General features: G+C 61.2%; 18 protein-coding genes and 1 pseudogene. 4 read left to right on the forward strand and 15 right to left on the reverse strand.

The genetic code is table 11. The features are described from left to right. Positions 1 to 59: 59 nt before the first annotated feature. Positions 60 to 886: pseudogene (locus ELS24_RS21420) on the forward strand (IclR family transcriptional regulator). Between the two features lie 11 nt (positions 887 to 897). On the opposite strand, the gene ELS24_RS30990 reads toward ELS24_RS21420, so the two are convergent. The 3 genes from ELS24_RS30990 to ELS24_RS21430 all read right to left on the reverse strand — a co-directional run bounded on the left by ELS24_RS30990 (position 898) and on the right by ELS24_RS21430 (position 3,236). Beyond that, complete coding sequence (locus ELS24_RS30990) at positions 898 to 1,068, reverse strand: hypothetical protein (protein WP_157055491.1); 171 nt, start codon at positions 1,066 to 1,068, stop codon at positions 898 to 900. Positions 1,069 to 1,326: 258 nt separating this feature from the next. Then, positions 1,327 to 2,826: a metal-dependent hydrolase family protein gene (locus tag ELS24_RS21425; protein ID WP_205736928.1), complete on the reverse strand. Its 1,500-nt coding sequence runs from the start codon at positions 2,824 to 2,826 to the stop codon at positions 1,327 to 1,329. Between the two features lie 140 nt (positions 2,827 to 2,966). After that, complete coding sequence (locus ELS24_RS21430) at positions 2,967 to 3,236, reverse strand: hypothetical protein (RefSeq protein WP_127185309.1); 270 nt, start codon at positions 3,234 to 3,236, stop codon at positions 2,967 to 2,969. Positions 3,237 to 3,424: 188 nt separating this feature from the next. Here ELS24_RS21430 and ELS24_RS31545 point away from each other — a divergent pair, with 188 nt between their 5' ends. Both ELS24_RS31545 and ELS24_RS21440 read left to right on the forward strand, forming a co-directional pair. Next, positions 3,425 to 3,550: a hypothetical protein gene (locus ELS24_RS31545; protein ID WP_255696295.1), complete on the forward strand. Its 126-nt coding sequence runs from the start codon at positions 3,425 to 3,427 to the stop codon at positions 3,548 to 3,550. A 371-nt stretch (positions 3,551 to 3,921) separates the two neighbouring features. Then, complete coding sequence (locus ELS24_RS21440) at positions 3,922 to 4,206, forward strand: type II toxin-antitoxin system HicB family antitoxin (RefSeq protein ID WP_050449298.1); 285 nt, start codon at positions 3,922 to 3,924, stop codon at positions 4,204 to 4,206. Positions 4,207 to 4,449: 243 nt separating this feature from the next. Here the strand turns inward: ELS24_RS21440 and ELS24_RS21450 are convergent, their stop codons facing one another. The 4 genes from ELS24_RS21450 to ELS24_RS21465 all read right to left on the reverse strand — a co-directional run bounded on the left by ELS24_RS21450 (position 4,450) and on the right by ELS24_RS21465 (position 6,423). Continuing rightward, positions 4,450 to 4,653 carry a cold-shock protein gene (locus ELS24_RS21450; protein ID WP_172616244.1) on the reverse strand — a complete coding sequence of 68 codons (204 nt, stop codon included), beginning with the start codon at positions 4,651 to 4,653 and terminating at the stop codon, positions 4,450 to 4,452. Between the two features lie 221 nt (positions 4,654 to 4,874). Further along, entirely contained in the window at positions 4,875 to 5,213 is a 339-nt protein-coding gene (locus ELS24_RS21455) for a DUF6693 family protein (protein WP_050449299.1), read from the reverse strand. Between the two features lie 127 nt (positions 5,214 to 5,340). Next, positions 5,341 to 5,490, reverse strand: coding sequence for a hypothetical protein (locus tag ELS24_RS21460; RefSeq protein ID WP_127185310.1), 150 nt, complete (start codon positions 5,488 to 5,490; stop codon positions 5,341 to 5,343). A 93-nt stretch (positions 5,491 to 5,583) separates the two neighbouring features. Further along, on the reverse strand, positions 5,584 to 6,423 hold the full coding sequence (locus ELS24_RS21465; protein WP_127185311.1) for a hypothetical protein: 840 nt from the start codon (positions 6,421 to 6,423) through the stop codon (positions 5,584 to 5,586). Positions 6,424 to 6,581: 158 nt separating this feature from the next. Here ELS24_RS21465 and ELS24_RS21470 point away from each other — a divergent pair, with 158 nt between their 5' ends. Next, on the forward strand, positions 6,582 to 7,532 hold the full coding sequence (locus tag ELS24_RS21470) for an NAD(P)H-dependent flavin oxidoreductase (RefSeq protein ID WP_127185312.1): 951 nt from the start codon (positions 6,582 to 6,584) through the stop codon (positions 7,530 to 7,532). 166 nt (positions 7,533 to 7,698) lie between these two features. On the opposite strand, the gene ELS24_RS21475 is transcribed toward ELS24_RS21470, so the two are convergent. From ELS24_RS21475 to ELS24_RS21510, 8 genes are all read right to left on the reverse strand, one after another. Continuing rightward, on the reverse strand, positions 7,699 to 8,670 hold the full coding sequence (locus tag ELS24_RS21475; RefSeq protein ID WP_127185313.1) for a Bug family tripartite tricarboxylate transporter substrate binding protein: 972 nt from the start codon (positions 8,668 to 8,670) through the stop codon (positions 7,699 to 7,701). 41 nt (positions 8,671 to 8,711) lie between these two features. Next, positions 8,712 to 9,908 (reverse strand): CaiB/BaiF CoA transferase family protein, encoded by a 1,197-nt coding sequence (locus ELS24_RS21480; protein WP_127185314.1) that lies wholly within the window; start codon positions 9,906 to 9,908, stop codon positions 8,712 to 8,714. Then, a complete protein-coding gene (locus ELS24_RS21485; protein ID WP_127185315.1) occupies positions 9,905 to 10,639 on the reverse strand; it encodes an enoyl-CoA hydratase/isomerase family protein in 735 nt (244 codons plus the stop codon). The genes ELS24_RS21480 and ELS24_RS21485 overlap by 4 nt, the downstream gene beginning before the upstream one ends. A 73-nt stretch (positions 10,640 to 10,712) precedes the next feature. Next, entirely contained in the window at positions 10,713 to 11,240 is a 528-nt protein-coding gene (locus tag ELS24_RS21490; RefSeq protein WP_050449303.1) for a MarR family winged helix-turn-helix transcriptional regulator, read from the reverse strand. 52 nt (positions 11,241 to 11,292) lie between these two features. After that, on the reverse strand, positions 11,293 to 12,228 hold the full coding sequence (locus ELS24_RS21495; RefSeq protein WP_127185316.1) for a hydroxymethylglutaryl-CoA lyase: 936 nt from the start codon (positions 12,226 to 12,228) through the stop codon (positions 11,293 to 11,295). Beyond that, positions 12,225 to 13,844, reverse strand: coding sequence for an AMP-binding protein (locus ELS24_RS21500; protein WP_127185317.1), 1,620 nt, complete (start codon positions 13,842 to 13,844; stop codon positions 12,225 to 12,227). The genes ELS24_RS21495 and ELS24_RS21500 overlap by 4 nt, the downstream gene beginning before the upstream one ends. Further along, positions 13,841 to 14,602 (reverse strand): enoyl-CoA hydratase/isomerase family protein, encoded by a 762-nt coding sequence (locus tag ELS24_RS21505; RefSeq protein ID WP_127185318.1) that lies wholly within the window; start codon positions 14,600 to 14,602, stop codon positions 13,841 to 13,843. Before ELS24_RS21505 ends, ELS24_RS21500 begins: the two co-directional genes overlap by 4 nt. 199 nt (positions 14,603 to 14,801) lie before the next feature. Next, complete coding sequence (locus ELS24_RS21510) at positions 14,802 to 15,344, reverse strand: hypothetical protein (RefSeq protein ID WP_127185319.1); 543 nt, start codon at positions 15,342 to 15,344, stop codon at positions 14,802 to 14,804. Between the last annotated feature and the right edge of the window lie 218 nt (positions 15,345 to 15,562).

The raw sequence follows: 15,562 nt of genomic DNA on the forward strand, positions 1-15,562 counted from the left end.
CACGGTAGGCGCTACAGTTGGCGAATACACGCACCTATTTCCACTAGATGGAATTGCTAATGACGACCCGGACATCCGAAATTTCGGCCGATTTCTCGGCCGCCGCTCCGCAACGTTTCGATGGCATCAGCCAGAACCGCTCGCTGGCCCGTGGCCTGGACATCCTGCGGGCGTTCAAGCCCGGCACCGACCTGCTGGGCAATGGTGAACTTGCCGAACGCACCGGCTTATCGGCGGCAACGGTCAGCCGCTTGACGCAAACCTTGGTGACCAGCGGTTTTCTGGAATACGAACGGGGCGCGCGCGCCTACCGGCTGGCCGCGCCCGTGCTCAGCCTGGGACACGCGATGCGCGCCGCCTCGCCCGTCTTGAAAGCGGCCACGCCATTCATGCAGGATGTGTCCAACAAGCGCAAGGTCAATATCGGCCTGGCTTGCGCGGACCGCACGGAAATGGTTTATCTGGAATCCATCCGCTATAACCGCAAGGCCTCGTTACGCACCATCGTGGCGGGCCAACGGGTGCCCATTGAACTGACTTCGTTAGGGCGCGCTTATCTGGCCACCCTGGATGCCAAGGCGCGCCAGGCTCTGCTTGAAGAAATAATGCGGGGCTATCGCAGCGCGTCGTGGAAACCGATAAGCGCCGAGGTCGGCAAAGCGATTGAGAAAGTTGCCGCCACAGGAGTTTGCCTGGCGTCCTGGCAACCGGGGTAGTCGCCATGTCCACGCCTTTGGCCGTGCCCGGCGGGCAAACGCTGGCCTTGAACCTTAGCCTGATTACGGACGACACGGCATCAACGGTAGAACGGCAGCATGCGGCGGCGCTGCTGGCGTTGAGAGACAAGATTGTTCATGAGTTGGAACGCCGTGGGCCCGGTGGCTAGCACACCAAGGATCAACCCCGGACACCGGTCACGGCCTTGATGCGGCGGATGCTGCGTGATTGTTCTTCGGTACAACCGCCCTCGGGACCGCCTTGCGGGTCGCCCTGACCCGGGATATTCCATTTCAGGAAAACATCTTTTCTGATCAGCACGATTATTCGTGGATTTTCCGGATATTCCACACAGATAATCTCGTGTCGTAGTTTTTGTGATGGCCAGAGCACCAGTAACGAAGCCACATGCACAAGCACTGCCCTATTCAGCATTCCGGATTTACACCTCTACAAGAACGGCGCAGTGTAGAGAGTGATGCGCCCCCGGTCTTTAAGAAAGGCAATCAAACCAGACAGAAAGTATCTAACCCATTAACTATTTCAATTTATTCTGCAACAAACCAAAAAATATAATATGCACGAATAATGCATCTTAATAAAAAACGATTAACCGGCCGAGGCGCCGAGGGTATTTTTATAGACCTTTCCGTCTTTCATGATCAGCCGCAAATTATTCGTCGGGTCGCCCAGAAAATCCAGATTGCGTGAGGGGTCTCCTTCGGCCACCAGAATATCTGCCAAAGCGCCCACGGCGATACGGCCCAACGCGCTCGGATACGGATTGCGCTCGCCGGACAGCCCCAGCAGTTCGCCGTTCACACCCGTGGCTTGGGCAAGCAGGGTCAATGGGTCGTAAAAGCGCACCAGCTTGGCCAGTTGCCGCCCTTGGCTGGGTGTGTTCTTGGCGTTGAACAAAATGTCGGTGCCCCAACCCGTCTTGATGCCGTATTTCTGCGCAAGCTCATAAGCGTTGACCGTGCCTTCGGACACGCGCTGCTGGCTGGCGCGCCGTTCGGCATCCGGATAGGTGTTGGCGTCTTCGTCCTGCAAAAACGGTTGCAGGCTCCACCACACGCCCTCGTCACGCATCATGCGCGCACTGGCGTCATCCGCCAGTTGGCCATGTTCAATGCATTTAACGCCGGACTTGATCGTGCGCTGGATGCCCTTGGGCGTGTACACGTGCGCCATCACATAGGTATTCCAATCCGCCGCCGCGTCCACCGCGGCACGCAGTTCCACTTCGGAAAACTGCGTGCTGTCCAAGGGATCGTAAAGCGAGGCCACGCCGCCGCCCGCCATGACCTTGATCTGCGATGCGCCCAACATCAATTGTTCGCGCACCCGGCGCAAGACTTCGTCGGCACCGTCGGCGATCATCGCCACGCCTACGCTTTCGACCAGGCTCAACGGCGCGTTGGCGGCGCGCGGCACTTCGCTGCGCAAGCGGAAATCACCATGCCCCGCGGTTTGGGAAATCATGGCGCCGCTGGGGTAGATGCGCGGCCCAGGCACCATGCCTTCGTCGATGGCGCGCTTCAAGGCGAACGCGGGGCCGCCCGCGTCGCGAATGGTGGTGAAACCGCGCATCAGGGTGCGCTCGGCTTCCTCGGCGGCCGCAATGTACAGGTAGCCCAGGTCGGCCGTCATCGCCGTGGTTTGCGCTACCGCCGCCAGCATCGAATGCCAATGCACGTCGATCAGCCCGGGCATCACCAGCTTGCCCTGACAGTCGATGACCTGGGCATCGGCAACGGATACGCCAGCGGCCGGCAAGTCGGTAATCACATTGCCCTTGATCAACACCTGCACGCCCTCTTGCACCGCTTTGCCGGTGCCATCGAACAGGCGCAGGTTGGTCAGCAGCAAGGGGCGAGCAGGCGTGGCGGGATGGCGGAAGATATCGGTCGCTGCGGTCGCGGCGCGCGCGCTCATGAAGGGCATCGCCATGGCCGCCACACCGCCCATGAACTTGCGACGCGACATATCCGCCATCACGCGCTGGTAGATCAAGCGGCACGCCACGCTGCCGCAATGGCAGGGGCGTCTGCGGCTGAATAGATAGGTCTGGGAAGTGTCGCGCTGGACTGCGGTGGAACGGACCATCGAGTTCTCCTGACATTAAGTGCGCGGCCAAAGGTGGTCCGATGCTACTCAATAAACAGGGGCTTGGCGACACGATGCCCGCGGGCACACCATGGAAGGGAACAAGAAGGCTCGTCGCGATGCCTTCATGGCGTTGCGGCCTACTGCGCCATGCGCCGCAAGCGTTGCAGTTCCGCCTGATTCAAACGCCGCGCTTCCAACTCGGCGTAATCACGTTCGCCGACATCGTAAGAGCCTTCATGAATGCAGCGGCTGCGCAAGAATTTGCAGTTATCGCTGACCACCCGTTCGGACGCGGCGGCGGAGGCCGAGGCCGGCTCTGACGACCCGGGAAGTATCGATGAGCAGCCGGCAACCAGTCCGGCCAGCATGAGCGCCACAGCGGGGCGGCCCAGCGTTTGAATCCACATTTTCCTAATCCTTGCGTCGCTGCGGTAGCTGTCTTTATAGCAAGGCTTCGGCGAGCAGGCCGTACCAAGTGGTAGCAGTACGTGCGAGGGGTACGTCGAAATCAACACTTGCATATTAGGACATTATGACCTAACTCTCACTTAAGGCCGGCGCATCTCGCGCAAGGTCACTGACCGGAGTACCTCCGATGAATTTGCAAGAACAGGCCACCGTCCAGGCCGCCATCGCCATTCTGGACAAGCATCTTCGGCAGCCCGGCGTTGCGGCAAACAGCCCAACGGCGATCAAGCAACTGCTTCGCCTCTCGCGCTGAATCCGGCCTGATGAACTAACCAAGGAGCGGCCCGGAATACCGGGCCTGTTTGACTATGGAATCCCGCATTCCCTACGGCGATGATGTCACTACGATTCGAGCGGTATGCCTGCGTCCCTTCGCTGACGGCTGGGAACAGCCTACAGCGGATGAGGTGCGCGCCGCCTTGTCCATGGCCGGTCTGACCGGCGGGCAAGCGGCAAGACTGCTTGGGATATCAGACGGGCGTACGGTCCGGCGATGGACTGGCGGCGATAGCCACATTCCCTATGCGGCCTGGGCAATGCTCTGCCATGCGGCCGGGCTGGGCATTATTTGGCGCTGACGGGCGAAGCTATTAGCTAGCGACAGCAGTTCGGCATGAGAACCATGTGCTCTACCCCATTTACGTACACAAGGAAAAAGGCAGCGCCTACGGCGCCTCTTTTCCAGACTTTCCGGGTTGCCATGCCGCAGCCCCCACGCTGCAACAGTTGCATGCAGCAGCACAAGAAGCCGTTGAGGCCCATTTATTTGGCGAAAGCGAGCCTATCGCGCTCCCCAGCGCCGTTAACGACTGGATGCAGCGCACGGCGTTTAAAGGCGGCTTCTGGATGCAGGTCGACATTGACCTTTCCAAGCTCAACACCCCACCCCGCTCCTGGCCCTTCGTCTGACCCCACGCATCCTTATCAAGGCTCATGCCATTGCGGCGCCTGCCGCTTCGAGGTCGATCTGGATCTGGACGTACGCAGTGCAATTGTTCAATCTGCAAGCAGCGCGGCGCGCTGATGCTTCGGGCTCCCGCGACAGTGCAGCACAACGTAGCGATCAGAAAGCAAAAAGCCGAATCCCATGTTTCAAAGGATTCGGCCCTATCACTGCATCCCATCTGCCTGCTTGCGCAAGCAGCTCAGGAATTAGATCGCTTTGATCATCGTCGCCTGGGGGCCTTTCTGGCCTTGGCCGGCGACAAACGACACGCGTTGGTTCTCTTCAAGAGACTTGTGTCCGTCACCCTGGATTTCAGAGTAGTGCGCGAACAGATCTTTACCGCCCAGTTCCGGGGAAATAAAGCCGTAGCCCTTGTCGTTGTTGAACCACTTCACGATGCCAGTTTCTATCTTCAATGTATGTCCTAGAGGTACAGGGAAAAAATATTCCCGGGGGCCACTATGGGTGATTACCGGGAACAAAGATATCCCTGTTTCGAAATGACACAATTACGCGAGCGGGCTTTCTGCCCTGGCGGCCGAAGCGGCGCCTATAGGGCTGTCAGCGCCACGTCCCTCTGTCATAAAAAAAGCCCGCCTGTAGAGGCGGGCTGATTCGTGCGGGTTGATCGTCAGATAGTGACGTCCACAACCTTGGTGTGATTCATGCAATGCGCATTGATCTTGTACAGGAAGATGAGATAGCCGATGCCCAGCGTGACGATGGAGATGATCGCCCAGATGACGATATTTCCAATGATGCTGGCCAAATCGATCGTGCATTCCAGGCGCCCCACGCGGCGGCCGGAATCGTCAAGCACCGCAGTCCGGCTGATGATGAATCGCTGCATGTAGTACGGGAACACGAACAGCGCCAGGCCGAGCGTGACGATGCTCAAGAGGATCCAGATAATCCCGTGGCCGATGATATCGCCGACGGTGAGATCCGATTTCAACTTCAATTGCTTCATGGTGTGCCCAGGCTCTCGATGTAAGTAACGCTGGGGGTTTTACCATTTTTTTATAAATGTTTCAAAACACACCAACCGACATCGTGCTGCATGCCTGGGCAAACTTCTAGCCTTCGTCAAAGGATGCTCAGCAATTTCCCTTCTTGGCCTGTCCAGGCGGGCAGAAGCCGCCGCCGCCACCGCCATGCGGGTCCACGATCACGGCGCCATCGGGTGTGTAGACCGCGCATCCACCAAGCAGGCATGCGACGACGGCCAGGGCACAGAACATCTTCATCTTGAAATCCATAGGGTTAAGGTCGCCGAAAGTGTATTTCGGCGCCCTGCAACCATGCCCCTACTTTTGTAACGATCCGCCCACGTTCCCTGCTTAAGCGACCTGTTCCGCCGCAACGTCCTGGTTTTGCTCAAGCATCAGGCTCAAGGTGTTCAGAAAGAGATCAAGGCCCAGAATGCCCAAGCCGATGGTCGACAGCACGGTATTGCCGGCCGCGTCCTTGATGACGACCTTCTCGGTCCACGCGTTCAGGTCCACATTGCGCAGGCTGGATACCGGCACCGTCTGCCCCTGCACTTGCAGCGCGTCGCGGGTGACAACGATGGGCTGGGTGGTGATGCTCAGGAACTTGCCGCTCATGCGCTTGCGCCAGACCTGTCCCGTGCTGATGTAGTTGAAGGTGACCGCGCCGCCGGACGCCAGGGTATCAAGAACGACGGGCTGGCGCTCGCGCAGGTAGAGCTCGCGGAACAACTGCTGGAAGTCCATGAAGCCCGACAGGTGCAGACTGATCCAGTTGAAGGATTCTTTCGCGTTGCGGCGATAGGCCAGGTTGGTGGCCAGGCCGCTCATCACGGTCTGCCCGGAGCTGAACAGGTACAGATCTTCGATATCGGCAAAAGCCGTGTACGTCTTCTGCGCACCGACGATACGGGCCACGCCCTTTTCATAGATCTCATAGCTAGGCTGACGCAACTTCTTCTGCCACACGCTGGCCGCAAGCGCGCCGAGCCCGCAGAACGCCAGGAAACCAGCGGTGCCAAAGAAAAGCGGGGGATTCTTCTGCGGCACGATGGTGCTCAGGTAGACAACGAAACCGGCCAGTGCCAGGCACGCGATGCCGAGTATTACAAGGAAATAGACAAAGAACTTGCCATGCCGAAAAGTCTTGATCAGTTCGCCTGTCGAGGGCTGAGAGTGCTGCGTTGCCATGTACTGCCACATCCTATTGTTGATAAGGCCCGTCAGAAGGTGCGGGCGGAATGCCCGCCTGGGACCGGGCTGGATTGTAAAAGAACCATCGCTCTCAATTTAGTTGATTAAATCAACCAATTGCACGAAAATGGTTGCTTTCCGACCGAGATGCCATCATGACCTTGCAGACCCCGCTGACCCGCCTTCTGGGTATCCGATATCCCATCATTCAAGCCGGCATGAGCTGGGCCTCGTCCAACGCGGAACTGGCGGCGGCTGTCTCGGCCGCCGGTGGCCTGGGCGTGGTGGCGTCCGGGCCGATGTACCCGGAGGCGCTGCAAGCCGCGCTGCGCAAGCTGCGCAGCCTGACCGATGCCCCCTACGCGGTGAACATCCCGCTTTACAACAAGCGCGCGCGTGAACATCTGGACATTGCCATCGCGGAAGGCGCCCCCATCATCATCGCCTCGCAAGGCGGGCCGCGAGAGCATCTGGGCCGAGTCCACGATGCCGGCATGAAGTGGCTGCAAGTCATTGCCAGCCCGGTCCATGCCGAGAAGGCCCAGGCGGCCGGCGTTGATGGCGTGATCGCGGTCGGGTTGGAGGCCGGCGGGCACCCCGGCCCCGAAGAGATCACCACCCAAGTGCTGCTGCGGGCGACGGTGCAGCGCGTGGACCTTCCGGTGGTTGCCGCTGGCGGCATCGCGGATGGCGCGGGGATTGCCGCCGCGCTTTGCCTGGGTGCGGCCGGCGCGCAACTGGGAACGCGTTTCTTGCTGACACCCGAAGCGGGCGTGCACGCCGCCTATAAAGCGGCCGTGATGGGCGCGAACATCAGCGACACCACCCTGGTTGGCCGAGGGCGCTCACCGGTGCGCATGCTGCGTAACGCCTTTGCCCAGCAGTACCTCACCGCCGAACGCAGCGGCAGCGATGAAGAGCTGGACGCCCTGTTTGCGCAAAGCACCTTGAAGCAAGCCGCGCTGGAAGGCAACGTCGAACTGGGCAAGGTCGAAGCCGGGCAAAGCGCCGGATTGATTGGCGACCTGGTGCCGGCCGGCGAATTAATGCAGCGTCTGGTGGAAGAAACCTTGGTGGCGATTCGGCGGCTTTCCGCGTTGGGTTGAGTGCCGACCGTGGCAAGGTCCAGCGCTGTTGAGCTGGGCAAGCAGCAACTTCATGCTCTACACAGGCTCCCGAAGGTTGAGATCACCCAACCTTCGGGGCCCTTCATTTCACGTCTGAAGTCGTGAGCCAGCTGACTTCTTCGGCAAGCCTACTTCTTCAACCGCCCTACTTCTTCAACAAGCCCGCGCCTTCGACCAGCTTGCGCATGGCGACCTGATCCTTCTCCACGAACTGGGTCGCTTCTTGCGGCGTCCTGGTCCAGAGCTCGACACCCTGCGCGTCCATCAGCTTGCGATATTCCGGCGACTGGTTCACGGCCTGCACGGCTTTGTTCAATGTCTCCAGCACCTGGGGCGGCGTGCCCTTGGGCGCAGCCAGGCTGTACCACGACGCCGATTCCGCCCCGCTTACCCCCGCTTCCGCCAAGGTGGGCACATCGGGAAACAAGGCCGAGCGCTTGGGGTTGGCATAGGCCAGCGCCTTGAGTTTGCCGCTGCGAATGAACTGCACGCTGGCCGCCAGATTCAACACGGCCATGTCGACCTGTCCGCCCACCAGATCATTGATGGCCGGGGCAGCACCGCTATACGGGATATGCATGATGTCGACCTTGGCCTGCTGGCGAAACAGCTCGCCGCCCAGGTGCGGCGAACTGCCCGGCCCCGCCGACGCGTAGTTGATCTTGCCCGGTTCCTTGCGTGCCAGGGCGATCAGCTCCGGCAAGGTCGACACCGGCAAGGACGAACGCACCACCAGCATATTGGGCTGGTTGGCCACGATGCCCACGAAGGCAAAATCCTTGATGCCGTCGTACGGCGTCCGCTGCATCAAGGGCGTCACCACATGCGCGGCGGACGTGCCCAACAACAAGGTGTAGCCATCCGGCTTGGCCCGCGCCACGAAATTGGCGCCTATGGCAGCACCACCGCCGGCCTTGTTCTCTACGATCACCGCCTTGCCCAGCTGCTTTTCCAGCTCGCGCGCCAGCGCTCGTCCCAGCACATCGGCGGGGCCGCCCGCCGCATAAGGATTGACCAGCGTGATCGGCTGATTGGGATAGCTGTCCGCCGCCAGGCTCGCACCGCTGCACACCGCACTGACGGCCAGGCCGCACAGCAATCGCTTCAAGGTATTCATCTTTGTCTCCTGATCCTCATTGGGATGCATGTTTTGTATTGCTAGATGGCGCCAAGCTGCCGTAGCGCCGTGATTTCCTCGTTCGACAGCCCCAGCCTTGCGCGCAACACCTCGTCGGTATGCTCGCCCAGCAAAGGAGGCCGTTCGACCTGTGGATCTTCATATCCCTCGAATTTGAAGGGCACCGGCACCGCGCCAAAGCGGCCGATGCGAGGATGCTCATAGCTTGCGACCATGCCGCGCGCGAGCACATGCTCGTTATTGAGAATCTCGCCCACGTCCAGAATCGGTCCGGCCGGAACGCCGGCCGCATCGCAACGGCGGCAAAGTTCATCGCGGTCCAACTTGGCCACCGCGTTCTGCAAGCCGGCCATGACTTCCTCTCGCCGGGCCACGCGCACAGCGTTGCGGGCCAGTTCCTCATCGGCGCTCCATTGCGGGAGGTCCAGCAGGTCACACAGCGGTTTCCAGTGTTGGTCGCTGCCGGTGATCTGCACCCACTTGCCATCGCGGCATTCAAACGCGGCCGACGGCACGCGCCCAGGATGTTCCGTGCCCATGCGCGGCGGCACTTCCCCCAAGGCGAAGTACCGCGCCGCGGCCAAAGACAGCAGGCCGACCTGCCCGTCCAGCATGGAAAAATCCACATGGCAGCCGCGCCCGCTACGCTCACGGCCAACCAGGGCCGACAAAATGCCTATCGCCGCCCACAGCCCCGAGGTCAGGTCAGCCACCGGCAAGCCTGGCTTGACCGGCCCGCGACCACGCTCGCCGGTCAGGCTCATGATGCCGCCCATCGCCTGGAACACGGTGTCATAGCCTTTACGCGCGGCATACGGCCCGGTCATGCCAAAGCCCGTGCACGAGAAGTAAATCAGGTCAGTGTTTTCGGGCGCGATGTGCGCTTTGTCCAGGCCGTAGCGTGCCAGGGTGCCCACCGGAAAATTCTCGACCACCACGTCAACGTCCTGTGCCAGCCGGCGTATCAAGGCCTGGCCCTCGGGCTTGCGGAAATTGACCGTGATTGATTGCTTGCTGCGATTGAAGGCAAGGTAATAGGCCGACTCGTCGCCGCCCTCGCCGTGCACCTTGGGCTCGAATCCGCGCGTCTCATCCCCGCCTTCGGGTTGCTCGACCTTGATCACCGTGGCGCCCAGTTCGGCCAATATCATCGACGCGAAGGGGCAGGCCAGCACCCGCGACAATTCCAGAATGGTGACGCCATCAAGCGGCTTCATCGCGCCGCCCCTTGTCGAAAGCCACGCATGATGACGTTGGCGTCGCGGCCCACGCCCAGCGCCTCTTCCAGCGCAAGATCCGCGCAGCGATGGAAGGCGCGCTTGGTGAGGCCCATGGCGGCGGGTTCCCAGCCGGCGACACGCTCGGCCAGTTCCAATGCTTGCGGCAAGACATCGGCGGCCGGAACTGCCCGGTTGGCCAGGCCCAAGGCCAGTGCCCGATGGCCGTCGATGGCCTCGGCCATGGCCACCAGCTCGAAAGCCTGCTTGCGACCTAATTGCCGTACCAGATTGGCCATCACCACTGCGGCCACGATGCCGTGGCGCAACTCCGGATAGCCAAAGCGCGTGTCCTCGGCCATGACCACCATGTCGCAGGCCAGCGCCAGGCCGGCGCCGCCGCCCAGCGCATTGCCATGCACGGCGCCGATCACAGGCTTGCTCATGCGCGAGAAAACCAGATGCAGGTCGGTGGTCAGGCTGGCGCGCGCCAACACGGCCTCGGGGTGCTCTGGCGTCAGCGCCGAAAACTCCGTCGTATCCGCGCCCGCGCAAAACGACTTGCCATTGCCGGTCAGCATCACCGCGCGCACCGATTGGTCTTGATCGGCCTCGCGCAGGCTGGCCAGCAAGCCGGTCGTCAAGGCGGTGTTCAAGGCATTGTGCTTTTCCGGGCGATTCAGCCGCAGCACGCGCACCGCGCCCTGATTTTCAATCATCAATTCAACCATGTCTTGACCTCTATTTAATTGATTTAATCAACTTTATGAGCATAAGAACGCCTGTCACAGACAGGCTGCCGCCTTAGCGCGGCTGCACGCCGCGACCGCGGCGTGTCGGCACTTCGGCCTTCAAGTCATTAAGCATATCCAGCATGTGCGATGTCATCTTGTCCAAGGCGCGCTCCAGCACCTCGCGCTCGTCTTCGCTCAGCACGGCCAGCATCTCCTCATTACGCTCAATGGCGGCCGGAAATACTTCTTGGTAGAGCTTTTTTCCGGCGCGCGTCAGGTCCAGGCTTACGCCACGCGCATCCTGGGCATCGGCGCTGCGCTTGATCAGGCCGCGCTCGATCAGGTCGGACACCGTACGGCTGGCCTGGCTTTTGTCGATATTGGCTTCACGTGCCACTGCGTTCAAAGACATATCGGGCGTGGCACCCAGCAAGGCCAGAATCCGCCACTCACGCGGGCCAACGCCATAGCGGCTTTCGTTCAGGCCCGCGGCAATGCGGCTGGACACATAGGCCAGCCGGTTCAAGCGATAGGAAAACAGCTCCTTAAGCGTGGCGGGTGCGGCGCGGCGGGTGGAAAGCTTGCTTCTGGTTGCCATGGAATTCTCTTGGAGCGGTTGCGGTGACGAGGGCATCATATACAAACGCCGCTCAAGCGCCGGCCTTGATCAGCGGATGGAAGCCGCTATCGGCCACGCGGCTGTGCAGGTCGCGCCCCAGCACCTCGCGGCAGCGTTGCGATACGACGGCCAATCCGTCCAGATCCAGACCCGTGCGCACACCCATGGATTCAAACAGACTGACCAGGTCTTCCGTCGCCACATTGCCGGTATGTCCACCGCCATATTTGACCTTGGCCGGATGGCCGCCCACGCCGCCAATGGCGCAATCAAACCAGCGCACGCCGGCGTCCAGGGCGGCCACGTAATTCACCAGACCCGTTGCGCGGGTGTCATGAAAATGGGCCACCAACGTGAGCTGCGGCAGTTCGCGTTGCAACGCGCCGTACAGCTCGCGCACCGCTTGCGGCGTGGCCATGCCGGTGGTGTCGCCCAAGGTGACGATGTCCACACCCAGCGCCGCATAGCGCTCGGCGTCGCGCAGCACGCTATCTGCCGATACCGCACCCTCGAAGGGGCAACCAAACGCCACCGAAATCGTGCCTATCATGCGGAAACGGCCCCGGCCCAGGCTGGCCATGTCGGCGATGATGCCCCATTGATCAGCGCGGCTGCGCTTCAGATTGCGCTCGGAGTGCGACTCGCTGGCCGAGACCAGCAGGCTGATCTCATTGGCGCCGTGGCCTTGTTCCAGATCGGCCAGCGCCCGCTGCACGGCGCGCGCATTGGCGCAGGTCGCCTTGTACCAGACGCCGTCCCGACGCGGCAGCGCCGCCAGCATGTCGCTCGCATCGGCAAACTGCGGCACCACCTTGGGATTGGAATACGAGGTGGCCTCTACCCGCTCAAAACCCAGCGCCGCAAACGCGTCGACCAATTCAATCTTGATCTCGGTCGCAATGAAATCCGGCTCATGCTGCAAGCCATCGCGGGCAAAACATTCGCACAGCACCACGTCGCGCGTCATGCTTTTTCCTCGAGGCCAAACAGGCGGATCGCGTGAGCGCGCAACTTGATCTTCTGCACCTTGGAGCTACCCGTCATGCCTATGTTCTCGAAGGTATCGACGATTTCCATATAGCGCGGCACCTTGAAATTGGCGCAACGGCTTTTGCACCAGGCAATCAGTTCGGAAGGCTCGGCCTGCTGGTCTTCGCGCAACAGCACAAAGGCGGCCGGCACTTCGCCCAGACGGGCATCGGGCACCCCCACCACCTGGGCCATGCGTACGGCTGGATGACCATGCAAGACCTCTTCAACCTCGGCTGGCGCCACGTTCTCGCCACCGACCCGGAACATATCCTTCAGCCGGCCCACCATGCGCAAACGCCCTTCGGCATTCATTTCGCCCAGGTCGCCGGTGCTAAGCCAGCCATCCTCGCTTAACGCGCGTGCGGTGGCCTCGGGCATCTTGTAGTAGCCCTTCATCACACTCCAGCCACGGGCCTGGATTTCGCCCTGCCCGCCCGGCGCGACCACCGCGCCGGTCGCCGGATCGACCAGGCGGATTTCCATGCCGGGATGCGGCAAGGCCCACCCGTGGGCGCGCAATGAAAATTCATCGTTCCAGGCCGACATGACGATATTGGGCGAGGCTTCGGACTGCCCATAGGCATTGCACACCGACGGCACGCCCATCACATCGCGAATCTTCTGCATCACCTCGGGGCCTGCCGCGGCCCAACCGCCACGCAAATGAATCCGCTGACGGTCAAAATCGGGATGGCCCATCAGCATCAAGAAGATGGTGTCGTTGCCGGAGGTCAGCGTGCAGCGCTCTTCATCCAAAATACGCAAGGTCTCGCCCACGTCGAAATTCGGCAAGGTCAGCAGACAGCACCCCGTTACCAGACTGACCAAAATGGACAGCGTGGTGCCTGCCACATGGAAATAAGGCCGGATACTGAAATAGCGGTCTTCCGGCTGCACGCCCATGCGCTGCGCCACGGCTGCGGCATTGCCCAGCATATTGGCGTGGCTGAGCATCACACCCTTGGGGAACGAAGTCGTGCCCGAGGTGTATTGGATCAAAAGCACATCATCACTGCTGACGGCGTGCATGGCTGCATCAAAGCCGGCCATATCGGCACGATCCGCGCCTTCGGTAAAGTCCGCCCACGAGGTCGTGCCCGGCAGGCTGCGTTCACCCAGCACCACCACCTTGCCCAAGACCGGCAGCGCCGCGCCAGGCAGACGCTGAGCCAGGGCCGGCTCTACCCGTTGCAGCAGATCCAGAAAGTCTATGCCCAGAAAAGTGTCAGCCGTCAGCAGGAGCTTGACGTCAGCCTGTTGCAGGCAGAAGGCCAGCTCTTCCGTCTTGAACCGGGTATTGACCGGAACCGTCACCGCGCCGATCAAGGCGCAGGCGTAGAACAGTTGCAGCCAGTCGCCACCATTGCCTAGAAAGATGCCCACATGGTCGCCACGGCGCACGCCGACCGCATACAAAGCCCGCGCGCGTAGCCGGGCGCCGGCGGCCAGTTCATTCCAGTTCAAACGTTCCCCCGGTGCGACAAAGGCCTCTTCAGGGCCGCGTGCCGCCACCGTCTGCGCCAAACAGGCAGCCAGAGTCATCGCCTTCATGCCTGCGGCTCCTTGCCAAAGCCGGCGATGGCGCCTTGCCAATCCGTGCCGCGCAGGTTTTCTTCGATCGCCAACAGTTCGATGGCCATGGCGCCTTCGCGCGTGGTGGCCAGGCCTTGATCGATGCTGCGCTTGGTCAAACGCATCGTCAAAGGCTGGGCACGGGCCATGGCGGCCGCCATGGATTGCGCCTCCTGGCGTAGCGCATCGGGCGCATACACATGGTTGACCAGTCCGATCTCGCACGCTTCGGCGGCGTCGAAGCGGCGGCCGGTAAACAACAGCTCTTTGGCCTTGCGAGCCCCAGCAATACGCGGCAGACGCTGCGTTGCGCCGACTGTGCCCCAACCCACTTCGGGATAGCAGAATACCGCCTCGGTGGAGGCCAGCACGAAGTCGCAGGCGCCAGCGATCTCGCAACCCGAACCAAAGGCCGGACCATGCACCACCGCCACCACGGGTTGCGGCAGGCGCTCAATGGCGGCATAGGCGGCAAAGCCCTGAACCCGGCGCGCCGTCAGCTCCTGATGGTTCATGGTTTTGCGTTCCTTGAGATCGGCGCCAGCGCAAAAGGCGGGGCCGCTGCCCGTGATCAGCGCCACGTGCACGCCAGGGTCGGCAGCAATCGCCTCCATGACCTGCACCAACTCCGCGCACATCTGCGAACTAAGCGCGTTACGGCTATCGGGCCGGTTCAACGTCACCGTGGCAACACGGTCCTGCACCTCAAACAGAATCGTGTGATAAGTCCGGGTCATGCCTGCTCCTGAATGTTCGGTTCTTGTCACCGCATGAAGCCGCGGCCGTGGATCGACTATATGCCTTTTAGTTGATTTAATCCACTATTTATTCGCACGCTGTTACGTTGACATTCAGCTTGGCGGCCACGTCGTCGAGGGCGCGCTGTGTATCGCTCGCCAAGCCCGGGCATGGCGGAACGTTCGCTGGGTCAGCCGGTCATTTCGCGTTCGCGCGCACGACGTTGCAATCGAGTTCCAGCACGATTTTTCCCGTCCCTTTTTCAGTCACCTTGGACGCCAACTGCAGGTCTTTAGGGTTGCCGCGATCTTTGCAGGCTTCGTATGCGTAGCCTTCCGCCAAAGCGAGATTTGCCCCAGGATCGGAACCGTGTCCGTGCATCCATCTACCGAAGGGATCCTTCCTGGAGACCTGGTAGGTCGTAGCACCAGAAGATGCGACTGCCTGAGGCTGGCCCTTCTTTCTCTTGGCGCGCTCCGCGTCGCAGTCCAGTTCCACGAGCACCTTTCCCGTGGCCTTTTCCGTCACTTTCGCCGCACGGTTCCAAAGTTTGGGGTTGCCGCGATCCAGGCAAGCGCGTTGCGCGGCTGCTTCAGCAGCGTAAAGCTCCGTACCCGGTTGATTCGCCGCAGGGCCCTTCCACACGCCTGCGGGATCCTGCCAGGTGGCGATGTATTGGGCTGCAACCGGACCCGTCAACATCATCCCCATGATGCCCGCCCCGCATAGCCATCTCTTCATGACGATCCCCTCGGTTCTTTTTTTCGAACGAATAGGGTAGTCGCGGAAGCGGTCTAAGTAACTCCACCGAAAAGGGCAATCCCTCCGGTAATGCCACCACCTTCACCTACACCGAGCGATTGCGCCGAGTCCATCAGGTGTTTGAGGACGCGATGTGCCAGGGTTTAAGGCTTGCGGACAATGGCGGCGCTTAAGACGTGTTCGCCGGGCGCTTACCA

Origin of the sequence: Achromobacter spanius, assembly GCF_003994415.1 — a bacterium.
Taxonomy (GTDB): Bacteria; Pseudomonadota; Gammaproteobacteria; order Burkholderiales; family Burkholderiaceae_B; genus Achromobacter; species Achromobacter spanius_C.